At 66.5% G+C, this 13,065-nt stretch carries 11 protein-coding genes; 7 read left to right on the top strand and 4 right to left on the bottom strand.

Going from position 1 to position 13,065, the window contains the following annotated elements:
- Positions 1–53: 53 nt before the first annotated feature.
- A complete protein-coding gene (locus AC1DCF_RS14725; protein ID WP_477211684.1) occupies positions 54–530 on the bottom strand; it encodes a winged helix-turn-helix transcriptional regulator in 477 nt (158 codons plus the stop codon).
- A gap of 106 nt (positions 531–636) precedes the next feature.
- On the opposite strand from AC1DCF_RS14725, the gene AC1DCF_RS14720 reads away from it, so the two are divergent.
- Positions 637–1,161 (top strand): SRPBCC family protein, encoded by a 525-nt coding sequence (locus tag AC1DCF_RS14720; RefSeq protein WP_477211683.1) that lies wholly within the window; start codon positions 637–639, stop codon positions 1,159–1,161.
- Positions 1,162–1,418: 257 nt separating this feature from the next.
- Here AC1DCF_RS14720 and AC1DCF_RS14715 read toward each other — a convergent pair whose 3' ends face one another.
- The 3 genes from AC1DCF_RS14715 to AC1DCF_RS14705 are packed head-to-tail and all read right to left on the bottom strand — an operon-like array spanning position 1,419 to position 4,997.
- A complete protein-coding gene (locus AC1DCF_RS14715) occupies positions 1,419–2,354 on the bottom strand; it encodes a winged helix-turn-helix transcriptional regulator (protein ID WP_477211682.1) in 936 nt (311 codons plus the stop codon).
- 4 nt (positions 2,355–2,358) lie between these two features.
- Complete coding sequence (locus AC1DCF_RS14710) at positions 2,359–3,312, bottom strand: NAD(P)H-dependent flavin oxidoreductase (RefSeq protein ID WP_477211681.1); 954 nt, start codon at positions 3,310–3,312, stop codon at positions 2,359–2,361.
- Positions 3,309–4,997 carry a class I adenylate-forming enzyme family protein gene (locus AC1DCF_RS14705; RefSeq protein ID WP_477211680.1) on the bottom strand — a complete coding sequence of 563 codons (1,689 nt, stop codon included), beginning with the start codon at positions 4,995–4,997 and terminating at the stop codon, positions 3,309–3,311. Before AC1DCF_RS14705 ends, AC1DCF_RS14710 begins: the two co-directional genes overlap by 4 nt.
- A gap of 39 nt (positions 4,998–5,036) precedes the next feature.
- Between AC1DCF_RS14705 and AC1DCF_RS14700 the strand changes: the two genes are divergently transcribed.
- The 6 genes from AC1DCF_RS14700 (at position 5,037) to AC1DCF_RS14675 (ending at position 12,973) form a co-directional block, all read left to right on the top strand.
- Positions 5,037–6,236, top strand: a complete 1,200-nt coding sequence (locus tag AC1DCF_RS14700; protein WP_477211679.1) for a thiolase family protein — start codon at positions 5,037–5,039, stop codon at positions 6,234–6,236.
- Positions 6,229–6,684, top strand: a complete 456-nt coding sequence (locus AC1DCF_RS14695) for a PaaI family thioesterase (RefSeq protein WP_477211678.1) — start codon at positions 6,229–6,231, stop codon at positions 6,682–6,684. Before AC1DCF_RS14700 ends, AC1DCF_RS14695 begins: the two co-directional genes overlap by 8 nt.
- Positions 6,685–6,742: 58 nt before the next feature.
- A complete protein-coding gene (locus tag AC1DCF_RS14690; protein ID WP_477211677.1) occupies positions 6,743–8,485 on the top strand; it encodes an aldehyde dehydrogenase family protein in 1,743 nt (580 codons plus the stop codon).
- Positions 8,486–8,503: 18 nt separating this feature from the next.
- Positions 8,504–9,970, top strand: a complete 1,467-nt coding sequence (locus AC1DCF_RS14685; protein WP_477211676.1) for a carotenoid oxygenase family protein — start codon at positions 8,504–8,506, stop codon at positions 9,968–9,970.
- Between the two features lie 85 nt (positions 9,971–10,055).
- On the top strand, positions 10,056–11,792 hold the full coding sequence (locus AC1DCF_RS14680) for a class I adenylate-forming enzyme family protein (RefSeq protein WP_477211675.1): 1,737 nt from the start codon (positions 10,056–10,058) through the stop codon (positions 11,790–11,792).
- Positions 11,789–12,973: a thiolase family protein gene (locus AC1DCF_RS14675; protein ID WP_477211674.1), complete on the top strand. Its 1,185-nt coding sequence runs from the start codon at positions 11,789–11,791 to the stop codon at positions 12,971–12,973. The genes AC1DCF_RS14680 and AC1DCF_RS14675 overlap by 4 nt, the downstream gene beginning before the upstream one ends.
- The last annotated feature ends 92 nt before the right edge of the window (positions 12,974–13,065 follow it).

The following is a 13,065-nucleotide window of genomic DNA, read 5'->3' as shown; positions in this document are numbered from 1 at the left end:
GTTCACCCACGCGGCCGCGAACGCAGCGCTGGCGATCCCGCTCACCGGGTCATTCAACCCGCGCGGGATCCTCCGCGGCGCTCGGCGAGATAGTCGGCCGGCATACCCGGCCCGATGCGGATGGCAACTTCTTCCGCCGGCACAATGCCGCAGGTCTCGCACAGGGCGACCGCGTGCACCTCGCCATCACCGCAGGTGGCGTGTCGGTACAGGATCGGCGGGTCGACGGGAGAGGCCCAGGCGTCGCCCCATTCGGTGAGGGCGATGAGTGCGATCGCGAGTGCTCGGCCTTTGTCGGTGAGGCGATAGTCGGCAGAGCCTTCGCGCTCCATAATGCCGCTGCCGACGAATGAATCCAGTCGCGATGTGAGCACGTTGGTCGCGATGCCGAGGTTGTGCTGAAAATCACCGAACCGCGTCACCCGAGCGAACAGGGCATCACGAATGATGAGCAGGCTCCACCTCTCGCCGACGAGTTCGAGTGATCGCGCAATCGAGCACACCTGCGTGTCATAAGTCTTTCCCAACATGAGCCGACTCTACCACTTGCATGATGCAAGTGGTCGGTCTACGCTCACTTTCATCAGGCAAGTTACGGAGACCTCCCGCCGCGGGAGGCGTGCAAAGGAGCAGAGAATGACCGAGAACTTCACGACGACGATCACCGTGGATGCCACGCCGCAACAGGCGTTCGATTCGATCAACGACGTAGCCGGCTGGTGGGGGCGCATCACCGGCTCGACCACCGCTGTCGGCGACGAATTCGTCTACGTCGTGCCCGGGCTGCACTACAGCGGATTCCGGATCACCGAGGTCGAGCCGGCGCGACGCATCGAATGGCTCGTCACGGGCAGCTACCTCGATTTCGTCGACGACAAACAGGAGTGGAATGGCACGACCGTGCGTTTCGACATCGAACAGGCCGACGGCGCCACCCGGGTCACCTTCACCCACGAGGGCCTTGAGCCCGAGGTCGAATGCTACGACGTGTGCTCGAACGCGTGGGGCATGTTCGTGAACGGCAGCCTCAAGGCGTTCATCGAGACCGGCGAAGGCATGCCGTACACGTTCGGTGGCGACGAGGAGCTCAGCGCCGCCGATCACTCTGAGCTGCACCAGCAGGTCGCCGAGGCCGCCGGACGCGCAGACAACGCCGGCTGACGCACACGAGGGCCGGCCGACGCGAAGAGGGCTGACCGAGCGCGAAATTCCTGTCCCGGCGCGGTCTATCCCCGTGGGCGCGGGGTAGACCGCGCGCCAGCGGGGATACACCGCGCCGGGATAGTTGGGGCACGTGAATCCGACCTCGCGAGTCGATCCTCGAACGGACCCAAAGGTCTACATAGATTCAGCCGCAAACCAGGTGTGAGGATTGGCTCGCGTGGTTTCGAGACGCGGCCGACTCCGTCTGCTGCTCCTCAACCGCCGAAATGGCTCGCCGGCAGGTCGAAGTGCACCGACGTGCGCACCAGCTCGGTGCCGCACTCTGAACACAGCAGGACCGGGCCGAGCGGTGAACCGCACGACGTGTGCCGGATCGTCAGCTCATGAGCCGACTCGGGCGAGTACCAGCGTTGAGCCCAGTCGACGAGAATCGCGAAGACGGGAAAGAAGTTCATTCCCTTCGCGGTGAGCCGATACTCGCCCTCCGACGACGGAGCGCTCAGTACCCCGGCCGCGACGAATCGGCGAAGCCGGTCGGACAGAATCGACGGGGCGATGCCCAGCTCCGCTTTGAATGCGTTGAACCGGCGTATACCGAGAAAAGCAGCCGCGAGAATCGCCGTGCTCCAGCGGTCGCCGAGAATCTCCATCGTCTCCGGGTAGTAGGAGAGCGCATCCGCTGGAGTGCCGGACTCAGCGGCCCGCCGGTGCAATCGAGGCACGGCGATCTTCGTGAACTCCGCCTCAGCACCTCGCTCCGCAGAAGTCTCGCGGGCCGTGATCGGAGACACTCCACACACGCCGCACCCCAGGACAGGAAGCGTCGCGTGCCCACAGACGTCGTGAATGAGCACCGGTGCGCCTTCGACGCCGGGCACGGAAACCTGTTCCCACCCCCAGATCGCAAGGAGCAGACTCGACAGTTCCAGCGCGCGTGGAGTGAGCTTGTACTCCTCGCGCGTTCGACCGTTGTCGTCGTAGGGAACCCGCTCCATCAGCTCGGCCGCGACAAGATCGCGCAGGCGTGCCGCCAGCGTCGATTCGCTCAGCCCGAGCTGTGCAACCCAGTCGCCGAAGCGGCGGGTACGCAAGACGAAGGCTCGCTGCAGGATGAGAAGCGTCCAGCGGTCGCCGAGGGCGAGGAGCGCGATTCCGATCGCACTCCCGTTCGTGGGGATTGTCGCTGTCACTCCGTCAGCCTAGTGATCGCGCGCCGGCCAGCCTGCCGACCCGGTCACACGCCGCGCCATACTCGATGACCAGGCGATCGACGATTTCCGCCGTCGTTTCGATCGCGTTGATGTTGTCGAGCCCCTGACCCGCGGCCCAGGTGTCTTTCCACCGTCGAACGTTCGAGGCCTCGGTGTTGTAGTTGCGCGAGATCGGGGCGGCCGCGTCGGGGTCGATTCCGACCGCGGTCAGCGAGGCACGCAGCCAGGATGCCGGGGTGCCGGTGATCGCCGCCGAAACGACAAGGTCATCGATCGAGCTGTCGACGACCATCTGTTTGTGCGCCTCGAGGGCGATGCTCTCTGGCGTGGCCAGGAAGCGGGTGCCCATGTAGACGAGGTCGGCACCCGCAGCAATGGCACCGGCAATGCCGGCGCCGGTTGCCACGCCTCCGCCGACACAGACGAGGCCGTCGAAGCTGTCGCGTACCGCCGCGATGAAAGGCAATGGCGACAGGTGGCCGGTGTGACCGCCGGCACCAGATGACACGCAGACGAGGCCGTCGGCACCGGCATCCGCAGCTTTGCGGGCCAACTTCAACGAGACAACATCCGCCAGCACAATGCCACCGTAGGAATGCACCACGTCAACGACGGGGCGCGGCGAACCAAGGGCCGTGATGACGACCGGCGGGCGGTGCTTCGCGACCATCTCGAGGTCATCGCCCAGGCGCGCATTCGTGGAGTGCGTGATGAGGTTCATCGCCCACGGCGGCGCATCCACCCCGGTACCCAGTGCCGTCGTGATCTGCGTGAGCCAGGCGTCGAGTTCTTCCATGGTGCGACAGTTCGGCGTGGGGAAGGAGCCGACGATTCCGGCGCGGCTCGCTGCAATGACCAGCTCCGGCCCCGAGGCCAGAAACATGGGGGCCGCGACGACGGGAAGGCGCAGGCGCTCAAGCAGTTCAGAGGGAATCATGTCGTGGGGAACCTTTCATCAGATGCTTCGGTGAGCGGATGCTTCGCGGCAGTGGGCGGGTCGGCGGCGGGCTGCACAGCGTGTGGTAGCACGCTGGCCTGAAGCTCAACGAGTCGCGAGGTGATGGCACGGCGGTCGATCTTGCCCGTCGCCCCGAGCGGAAACTCGGTGTGAAAATAGGACGATTTCGGCCTCTTGTGCGGCGCGAGTCCACCGAGGCGGTCGTGAAGACACTGACCTTCGGTTGCCGTCAGATCGTCACCGGATGTCGTCGTATAGGCGAGCACGATTCGCTCGCCCCAGCGATCATCGGGAAGGCCGACCACCACAGCAGCGCGCACGCCAGGACTCGACACGACCACCGACTCGATCTCGCCCGGATAGACGTTGTATCCCCCACTGATCAGCATGTTGTTCTTGCGATCCGCGAGATAGAGATAGCCGTTGGTGACGACGCCCACGTCACCGGTAAGCAGGGCGGCACCGTCGAATGCCTTGCCAAGGTCAGTTCGCTCGTCGGCATTCCAGTAACCGGGGGTGACCATCGGCCCGCTCACAGCGATTTCGCCGAGCGCCGTCGCGCCGAGAACTCCTGCATCGCCGCGTTCCACGGCGCCGGACTCGGGTTCCCCGACAACCTCGATTCGGGCCTCACGAACCGCACGGCCGGCCGAACTGAGCAGGCGCGGTTCGTCGCTCAGCCCTCGAGCATGATCCTCGATACTGAGCACCGTCAGCGGCGGGATCGCCTCGACCAGCCCGTAATACTGCACGAGTCGATCGGTGAGAAATTCAGAAGCCCGTCGAATCTGAGCCGCTGGCATCGGCGCACCGGCATACGCGAGCATCCGAACCTGCGCAAACGACGCTCGCGCCGACTCAGGAAGATGCGCGAGCGCGTCGATCACGCTCGGCACAAGCGCGAGATGACTGATTCCCTCCGCTTCGACGAGCTCGGCGATTTCCGCGGGACTCGGATGGTGCGCCATCACCTGGCGGATGCCGAGTGCCAGCATTGGAAGAACAAAGAGTCCGCTCGTGTGAATCGCCGGTCCCGCGTGCAGATAGGCCCGGGCCTCCCCCGTCGGTTCCACCACGTCGCGCATCATGGAGCGCATCGAGGCCAGTCGCATCCGGTGCGTGCGCAGCGCGCCCTTCGGCATGCCGGTTGTGCCTGAGGAATAGGCGAGACCCACCACGTCGTCCGGCTGCGCAGCCGGGAGACGAGACTCAACAGAACCCGAGGCAACAAGCGATTCCAGCTCACCCGCATCCGTTCGAACCGTGATCTCGCAGGAAATGTGCTCGATGATGCGGGCACCATCGGCGCCCTCGAGACGCCCGTCGACGATGAGCCCGCGCGCGCCACTGTCGGCATGGATTCCGGCCCATTCCCGCGGTCCGAGGCGCGGATTCAGCGGCACCCGGATGAGTCCGGCCAACGCAAGCGCCATCTCGCTCACGAGCAGATCACAGCTGTTGGGCAGCGCCTCCAAGACCCGATCGCCCGGGCGAAGTCCGATGCTCAACAGGCCGTCGGCGAGGCGCCGCGCGCGGTCCCGGAGTCCGGCGAACGTCAGCAGGCCCGCCGCATCCTGCACCGCCGGTCGACTGCCGTAACGCTCGGCGGCGCGTTCAAGCACGTCTCCGACCGAAAGCGCATCATCCAACACCAGTGTTGCCATGATCGGTACTATAAGCGAAGTTTGAGAGTGAGGTGAAGTATGACGAAGACGTCTGCAGAACAAAATCGGGCCTATATCGTCGATGCCGTCCGTACTCCGTTCGGGCGCTATCGCGGTTCGCTCTCCCGCCTGCGAGTGGATGATCTCGCCGCGATTCCCCTCCGTGAGCTCGCTCTGCGCAACCCAGAATTCCTGCAAACGGGCATCGACGATGTCATCCTCGGCGACGCGAACGGCGCAGGAGAAGACAACCGCAACGTGGCACGGATGGCCGTGCTGCTGGCCGGTCTGCCCGTCACGACCCCGGCCTCCACCGTCAACCGCCTCTGCGGGTCAGGCGCTGAATCGATCGTTCTCGCCTCGCGAGCAATCCGAGCCGGAGACGCCGACGTCATCATCGCCGGCGGAGTCGAGGGAATGAGCCGGGCACCGCACGTTCTGGCTCCGATCGACGAGCGCCTGCCCACCCGGCCCGAACTGGTCTCCACAACCGTGGGCTGGCGCATGGTCAACCCGCTGTTTCCGGCGCCGTGGGTGGACTCGTTGGGGCGCTCGGCCGAGCTGATCGCCGACGAGGTCGGCATCGACCGGAACGCGCAGGATGCCTGGGCGCTGCGGTCTCACACCCTCGCCCTCGACGCGTGGAACGCCGGGTTTCACGACAACCGGGTCATCGCGACGGCGGGACTGCAGCGCGACGAATGCATCCGCGCCGACACCAGCGCATCCGCCCTGGCCGGGCTGCGTTCGGCATTCTCGCTCAATGGCTCGGTCACCGCGGGAAACTCGTCGCCGCTGTCCGATGGCGCCGCGGCGACCCTGATCATCTCGAGTCGACGGCTCGCCGAGTCCGGCACTCCCCCGCTTGCCCGCATCCTCGGTTCCGTCGTCGTCGGCGTCGACCCGGCGCGGTTCGCTCTCGCTCCCGTCGATGCCGTCAACAAGCTGCTGCATCGACTGGGCCGCACGCTCAGCGACGTCGCCGTGCTTGAAATCAACGAGGCCTTTGCCGCCGTGGTTCTGGCCTGCCTTCAGAAGCTGGCCCCGCCCGAAACGGTGCAGGTCAACCCCCACGGCGGGGCGATCGCACTCGGGCATCCGCTCGGCGCCTCCGCGACCCGCGCCCTCGTCGACTGCGCCGCCGCGGTTCGCGAGCGCGGCGGCGGCATCGGCATCATGACCGCGTGCATCGGCGTGGGACAAGGAATCGCGATCGCCGTGGAGGTCGACGATGAGTGACGATCGCGCGCCGCGCCCCACCCCGACGAGCACCGCTCAGGGATTCCCCGACCCGGCCGAGCTGACCGAGCTGGGTGTGGGGCGACTGCCCGGCCTGCTCGGAATCGAGGTCACCGCCGTTGCCGCGGGGCGTATCGAGGCCCAAATGGAAGTGACACCGGTCGTGTTGGCACCCAACGGCTACCTGCATGCCGCCTCGGTCGTCGCACTGGCCGACACCGCCTGCGGTCTCGGCTGCCGCCTCGCGTTGCCGCCCGGGGCATCCGGCTTCACAACCGTGGAACAGAAGACCTCCTACCTCGGCACGGCCCGCACAGGCACGGTGCGCACCGAGGCCGTGCTCGTGCACGGCGGGAGTCGCACGCAGGTCTGGGATGCCGAAGTCTTCGACGGCGCCGGCAAGCGCATTGCGCTGTTCCGGTGCACACAGCTGGTGCTCTGGCCCTAAAACAATCTCTTGCCCAGCCACCTAACTTCGCTTATGGTACTTGCCAGAGGAGTTCTCAATGACGACGATCACCCCAGCACTGGCATCCACCTGCACGCCCAGCGAGCTTGCGGCCCGGCACGGCCGCCTGCTCTCCGCGGCCGCACAGGCGGTCACGACCCGCGCCGCGTTCAGCGCGTTCGCCGATCGTGCGCCGTCGGGCCCGCAGGGCGATGAAGCGACAGCGCGCTTCGAGCAACTCCTCGAGACGCCGCTGAATCTGCCCGGGCACCATGGCACCGTCACACTGCAGACCGACGAGATCTCACCGTGGACCAGGCTCCCCCTCGGCGTCAGCTACCCCCGGGCCGAGGCGGCCGCGCTGATCGACAACGCGCAGAGGGCGCAAACCACCCTGAGCTCGCTCAGCATCGACGAGCGCGCGGGGCTCTGTGTCGAAATGATCGAGCGGATGTTCGCAGCCAACGTCGTTTTGGGTCTCGCGGCGATGCACACCACCGGCCAGGGCCGGGGTATGAGCCAGTCCGGCAGCGGAACGAATGCCCTCGATCGGGGCCTCGAAGCCGTCGCCGCCGCCTGGCAGGTGCTCTCCCGCGTGCCATCGAATGCGACCTGGGAGCAGACATTCGGCACCGAGCTGGTCGCCCTCGAAAAGACCTATCGGATCGTTCCGATGGGGCCCGCACTCGTCGTTGCGTGCGCCAGCTTTCCGGCCTGGAACGTCTACCCCGCCGTGTTCGCCAACCTCATGGCCGGAAACCCCGTCATCGTGAAGCCGCATCCCTCATCGGTGCTGCAGATGGCCCTCGCCGTTTCCCTCATGCGCGAGACGTTGGCGGATGCGGGCTGCACAACCGACGCCGTACAGCTCGCGGTCGACTCCGCCGCCAAGCCCATCACGTCGATACTCGCCACACACCCGGCCATACGCATCGTCGATTTCACCGGCTCCGCCCGATACGGCTCCTGGGTCGAAGAGAACGCCCGGCAGGCACGCGTCTACACCGAGACATCCGGCCTCAACTCGGTGGTGCTCGATTCGTTCAGCGACACCGACGCGGCCTTCCGCGCGATCGCCGGCGCCGTCTCTCTCTTCTCGGCGCAGATGTGCACGGCGCCGCAGAACATCTACATCCCCGAAACCGGCGTGGTCACGCCGGGCGGCATCCTCTCGGCCGACGAGGTCGAACAGGGCCTGGTCGCCGCGGTCGAGGCGATTGCCGAGAGCCCCCGGCGGGCCGCGGCGGTGCTGGGCGCCATCCAGTCCACCCGCACGATCGACGAGATCGCCGCGCTCACCACGACCCTGCGCGCCCAGGCGAACGAGCATACGCATGGCCAGGTGCGGGTACTCAGCGAGCCGCGCGGCTGGGCTGCTCCCGATTTTGCGGATGCCCGCACCAGCACTCCCCTGATCGCACGCGTCGGCCTCGACAACGAGAAGCTCTTCACCCACGAATGCTTCGGCCCGGTCGTGTTCCTCATCCGGGTGCCGGATGCGCGCACCGCGCTCAAGCGCGCGGCGAACGATGCCGCCACCCACGGCGCCATCACCGCTTTTCTCTATTCCACCGATGACAGCCTGATCGACTCGGCCGAGGACGCTTTTGCGGCAGCCGGCGCCTCGCTCACGATCAACGTCACCGGCGCGATGCCGATCAATTTCTCGGCCGCGTTCAGCGACTTTCATGTCTCCGGCCTCAACCCGGCCGGCACCGCCACCCTCACCGACGACTCGTTCATCACCGGACGCTTTCGTGTCGTCCAGTCCCGTCGCCCCTTGCGCCCGTCGCACCACTGAGATCCGAGGTCACGATTCATGTCCACGCACACCCCTGACCAGCCCATCGCGGTCGCCCGAGCCGTCGCACCCGACAGCTCGTTCGACAATCCCTATCTGCTCGGTGTCTACGCTCCCGTGCAGACCGAGCTGTCGCTGGAAGACCTCGAAGTCATCGGCGAGGTGCCGCGCGACCTCAACGGCGTCTACCTGCGCAACGGGCCCAACCGCCGCTTCGACGCTCCGGGCCGGTACCACATGTTCGATGGCGACGGCATGATCCATGCGGTGCACTTCGACAACGGCAAGGTGCGCTACCGCAATCGCTGGATCCGCACCAAGGCCTTCCACGAGGAATCCGCCGCCGGCAAATCGCTCTGGACCGGCTTGATGGAGAACCCGGAGGGCAACCCGTTCGGCAACGGGCACGGCCTCGGCATCAAGGACTCGGCGAACACCGATGTGATCTTTCACCGCGGACAGGTGCTCGCCACCTGGTATCTCTGCGGAGACCCGTACGCGGTCGATCCGCTCTCGCTCGAGACGCTGGGCGCACAAGACTTTCTCGGCACCTTCGCCGGCGACATGATGGCGCACCCGAAGGCCGACGAGCGCACCGGTGAACTGCTGTGGTTCGACTACGGCCCCGACATGGACTACCTGCGCTACGGCATCATCGGTGCCGACGGCGCGCAGACCCACCTGGCGCAGGTCGACCTGCCCGGCCCGCGCCTGCCGCATGACATGGCCATCACCGACAACTACACCGTGCTGATGGACCTGCCGCTGGTGCAGGATCAGGAAGCCCGGCGCAACGGCAAGTACCGCATCTTCTACGACAAAGAACTCGTGTCGCGCTTCGCCGTGATCCCCCGCTACGGCAGCGGAACGGATGTGAAATGGTTCGAGGCCAAGCCCTGCTACATCTACCACGTCGTCAACTCATGGGAGGAGGGAACGAAGATCATCATGGAGGTGTGCCGGGTCAAGAATCCGCAGCACCAGTCGACCTTCGAGCACCCGCTGGCCAATATGCTCGCGTACATGAGACTGGATGCGCAGCTCTACCGCTATGAGTTCGACCTGGCCACCGGCAAGACCTCCGAGCGCCCGATCGATGATCAGAACATCGAGTTCCCCAGCATGGACCAGCGCATCGTCGGCACCAAGCACCGCTACTCCTACAACATGAGCCTGGCGAACGAGCCCACTCTGCTCTTCGACGGCATTGTGCGCTACGACTCGCAGACCGGCGAGAAGGAGAGCTACCAGTTCGGGGCCGGACGCTGGGGTTCGGAGAGCCCGTTCGCCCCGCGCGACGGATCCACGAGCGACAGCGATGGCTACCTGGTGACTTTCGTCAACGACGAGGTCGAGGGGCGCGGCGAGATTCTCGTGCTCGCCGCCGATGACCTGGCCGCCGGCCCCGTCGCCCGCATCAAGCTCCCCCAGTCTGTACCGGCAGGGTTCCACGCCACGTGGATCCGAGCAGAGCAGCTTTCCTGACCCGACGTACCACCTGATCACCGTGTTCTGCCTGGCGACAAGGCTGTCGCCCGGCAGAACCATCACCGAACACGCAAGGAGACCCATGTCCGACAGCCGTCTGAACCTGCACCCCCAGTCCCGTGTTGACCAATTCGTTGACGGGGGCCAGTGGACATCCGAAACCATCGACGGGATGTTCCGTGCCACCGCCGCGCGGCGCGGAGATGCGCTCGCACTCGTCGATCCTGCCAACCGCGCTGCTCTGGCCGGTGACGCAGCGCGGCGCCTGAGTTGGCGCGAGGTCGACAGCGAGGTGACGGCGCTGGCCGCACACCTGGCCGAGGCCGGGGTGCGTCGTGGCGACACGATCGGTGTGCAGCTCGCCAACGGCATCGAGCTCACCGAGATGCTCCTCGCCGCCTGGACTCTCGGCGCAACGGTGTCGGCCCTCGCGATGCAGTACCGCGACCACGAGATCACCACGATGGGCAATGCCGCCCAGTTCACCTGGGTGGTCGCCGCCCGCGCCTTCGGCGAGCGACACCCGGCCGACGACTTCGCGCGTCTGCGCGACGAGCTCCCGACCGTGCGCGGCGTGTTCAGCTACGGTCTGCCCGGCGACGCCCTCTGCGAGAACAGCACCGGCGTGACCCACCTCTTCCCGGCCGCGGCCACCGCCGCGGATGAAGCGACCGTGGCCGCCTACCGCGAAACCCACCCGAACGACCCAAACGACTGCGTGACGATCTGCTGGACCTCGGGCACCGAGGGGGTGCCGAAAGGTGTCATGCGGGCGCACTACGACTGGCTCGTGTTCAGCCAGGTCTGCCAAGACGCCTCGGCGACGAGCGAAGACGACGTCATCCTGAATGCGTTCCCGATGATCAATATGGCCGGGATCTGTGCGATGTTGCTGCCCTGGGTGCGCACGGGCTGCGTGCTCGTGCAGCACCATCCGTTCGATGCCCCCACGTTCTTCGGCCAGATCGCTCGCGAGCGCGTGACCTACACGCTCGCCCCGCCCGCCCTGCTCTCGATGCTGCTGCACAACGAAGACCTGCTGAGCAAAATCGACCTGACCAGCCTGACCCGCATCGGCTCGGGTTCCGCTCCGCTCAACCCGGCGATGGTACGCGGATGGCAGGAGCTGTTCAATATCCCGATCATCAACTTCTTCGGTTCCAACGAGGGCGTCGGCCTGCTCTCCAGCAGCGTTGACCTGCCGAGCCCCGACGACCGCGCCCGGTTCTTCCCCCGCTACGGCGCGGAGGGGACGAGTTGGTCGATGCAGCTGTCGGAGTGGGCAGACGTCAAGATTTTCGACCTGGATTCCGGCGAGGAGATCACCGAGCCCGGACGCCCCGGCGAGCTGCACATCAGCGGCCCGCAGTTGTTCGCGCGGTACCTCAACGCGGAGACACTGTCACACCCGTTCGATGAGGCTGGCTATCTGAAGACCGGTGACATCTTCGAGATCGCCGGCGACCAGGGCCAGTATCTGCGTTACGTCGATCGTGCGAAAGACATCATCATCCGCGGCGGCATGAATATCGCTCCCGTCGAGTTGGAGACGCTCATCCTGCGTCACCCCTCTGTGGCGGATGTCGCCGTCGTCGGCGATCTGGACGAGACGCTTGGCGAGAAGGTCGCGGCCTTCGTCGCGCTGCACCCGGACACGACCCTGGATCTGCCGGAACTCGTGGCGTTCCTGCGCGAACAACACATCGCGTCGTACAAGCTGCCCGAGAACTTGCGGATCATCGCTGTTCTGCCGCGCAACCCCGTCGGCAAGGTCGTCAAGAACGAGCTGCGCAAGGTGCTGGCCGAGGCGCAGGCGTGAACAACGCCCTGATCCTCGACGCCGTTCGCACCCCGCGCGCGCGGGTTCGGCGGGGCGGCGGCACACTCGCCGATCTGGCGCCGGCCGAGCTGTTGGCCGTCGTGCTGCGCGAACTTGCTGAGCGCGGGCTGCCCGCCGATCGCATTGACGACCTGATCGTCGGAGTGAGCACAACCGTCGGGGAACAGGGCGGAAACGTCGGGCGCGTGGCTGCCCTGTTGGCCGGCTGGTCGGATGCGGTACCGGCCGGCGTGACCTCGCGCCTCTGCTGCTCAGGTCTCGACGCTCTCAGCTCCGGTGCAGCACACATCGTCTCCGGCGGCGCCGATCTGATCGTCGCCGCCGGGGTCGAGTCGATGTCGCGCGTGCCGATGCTCGCCGACCAGCCGGCATTTGCGCTCGACCCGTTGGTCGGAGAGGCGACCGGGTTCGTCTCGATCGGCGTCTCGGCGGATGCCACGGCGATCCGGGCCGGAATCTCCCGCGCCGAACTCGACGCCTATGGGGTGCGCTCCCAGCAGCGCGCGAGCGCCGCGCCGACCTGGGAATCGATCGTGCCGGTCACGACGCCATCCGGTACCGTGCTCGCCCACGACGAGGGCGCACGCGGCGACACCACTCTCGAGTCGGTCGCGGCGCTTGCACCGTTGTTCGCCGACGACCCACTCTGGGAGCGCGTGGAGCGCCGCCTCAACATGAACGGCGGCGACGAGCGAGGCCGGCACACGGTAGCCACGGCTCCCCAGTTCGCGGATGCCGCGGCGGCCGTGGTGCTCGCCTCGGCGGCGTGGGTCGAGGAGCACGATCAGAAGCCGCGCGGTCAGATTCTCGGCTGGGCGCAGGCTGCGGTTCGCTCCCCCGGACTTGAGGCCACTGTTCCGGCCAGCCAGAAGGCATTGGTTCGTGCCGGCCTGCGGGCGAGCGACCTGTCGATCGTCGAGGTGAATGAATCGTTCGCGGTGACTCCGCTGCTGCTGATGCGCGAGTTGGGCGTGTCGGAAGACGTGATCAACCCGAACGGCGGGGCCATCGCGGTCGGACATCCGCTCGGCGCCACCGGCGGCATCCTCATCGCCAACGCGCTCGACCAGTTGTACCGCCAGGGCGGCGGCTTCGGGCTCGTGACGATCCCGGCCGCGCTGGGCCTGGCCACCGCTGTCGTCATCGAGGCGTTCGCATAAAACCATCCCGGTGGTCGAGCTTGTCGAGACCTCGCAAGCCAGCCTTCAATCACAACCACGAGATCAGCTCACGCGGTTTCGAGACGCGGCCG

This window comes from Leifsonia sp. 10L418, assembly GCF_056395445.1.
Note: the sequence above shows the minus strand (reverse complement) of the source record. Positions and strands in the feature narration are given on the sequence as shown.